The organism is Nocardioides korecus (genome assembly GCF_054778395.1).
Window position 1 is genome coordinate 1 of record NZ_BAAGZO010000030.1, and the last position, 1,525, is coordinate 1,525.

2 protein-coding genes are annotated in these 1,525 nt (G+C 64.8%); one reads left to right on the forward strand and one right to left on the reverse strand.

Going from position 1 to position 1,525, the window contains the following annotated elements; translation table 11 throughout:
• Positions 1 to 519 (reverse strand): carboxymuconolactone decarboxylase family protein (locus tag ACYVDA_RS20710; protein ID WP_460820435.1); only part of this gene is annotated, 519 nt, incomplete at its 3' end.
• 132 nt (positions 520 to 651) lie between these two features.
• Between ACYVDA_RS20710 and ACYVDA_RS20715 the strand changes: the two genes are divergently transcribed.
• Positions 652 to 1,368, forward strand: coding sequence for a Crp/Fnr family transcriptional regulator (locus ACYVDA_RS20715; protein WP_460820436.1), 717 nt, complete (start codon positions 652 to 654; stop codon positions 1,366 to 1,368).
• The last annotated feature ends 157 nt before the right edge of the window (positions 1,369 to 1,525 follow it).

The window sequence follows — 1,525 nt, forward strand, 5'->3', positions numbered from 1 at the left end:
GTCGAGATCGGTCTTCACGAAGTGGTTGAAGTAGTTCGTGAGCAGGTTCAGGGTGACGTGCGCGGACAGCTCCGTGAGCTGGTCGTCGGTCCATCCCGCGTCGAGCGCCCTCTGCCAGGCGGCGTCGTCGACCGCACCGATGTTGGTCGTGTACTGGCGAGCGAGAATGAGCAGCGCGTCCAACTTGGCGTCGAAGCCCGCGTCGCCTCGCCGGATGGCGATCATCTCGTCGTTGCTCAGGCCAGCAGCCTTGCCTCCACCGGTGTGGGCGGCCTGGCAGTAGCTGCACTCGTCCGCGTTGCCCACGGCCAGTGCGATGGCCTCTCGGGTCCGTGCATCGAACGTCCCGTAGTCGGCGATGACCTGCTGGATTGCGACGTAGCTCTGCAGCACCACCGGCGAGTGGGCCATCTCGCCGTGGATGTTGATGACCTTGCCGAACTTCGCCTCCAGAGCCTTCAGCTCGTCACGGCTCTGCTCGGGGGCACTCTCGGTCGTGTGGACGGGGATCCGGGCCATGGTGATTCTCCTTGGTGAGGTGGACGCGTTCCTTACGTGTGGGTCAACAACGCGGTGCCCCCTCACGTCCCGGAGTGTCACCTCGACGACAATGTTGGACCGTCTCGCTCTCAACTCGCACGCAGGAGAACCATGCGCAGGCACCACGAACAATCGGCCTCCTTCCGCGACGCCCTCTGGGTCTCACGATGCGTAGGGCACGCGGAGACGACGCCACTGCGGCTCGAGGACGTGGAGGGCCTGGCTCGTTTCATCGAGGTGCGAACCTTGGCGGCGGGAGAGCCGCTGCAGCGCGCGGGGGAGGTGCCGGAGGCAGTGAGTATCGTCCGTCAGGGTTGCCTGGAGCTGGCGGTGCGGGGCCCGTCGGGACGGATGGTCATCCAGACACTGCGACCAGGTGACATCGATGGTGACATCCAGATCCTGCTCGGGTTGCCGATGCCGTACGAAACCCGGGCCAACACCGAGACCATCTGTCTGATGGTGAGTCGTAGCCACTTCGAGGAGCTGCTCGCCAGTCATCCCCAGGTGTCGCGGAGGTGGCTGACGAGCGTGTCTCAGCGCTTGGCGAGATCTCACTCGCGGTTGACGAGCCTGCTCGGGCAGCCACTGGAGATCCAGGTGGCACAACTGCTGCTGGAGGAACGATTGGACGACGTGGTGTCCCTTCCCCAGACGACCGTGGCCGCGCTCCTCGGCGTCCGCCGCCCGTCCGTCAATCGGGTTCTCCGCAAGTTCGCTCGCGCAGGCCTGGTCGAGATCAGCTACGGCAAGGTACGGATTCTCGATGCCGAGTCGCTCGCTCGCCGCACCACGGAGCAGGAATCAAGGAGTGCGTCGTCCAGGTGACACTCGGCGTCGTGTTGCCGAGCTTGGCGGTGTCGGCAACGCTCGAAAATGAGGCCGATCCGACGCTCGAAAACGAGGCCACCGGTTCGTGTCTTCTAGTCTGCCGTGTCTTGGGTTCTGATGCTGGGCAGAGTGTCGATCCCGCGGTTGCGTAGCC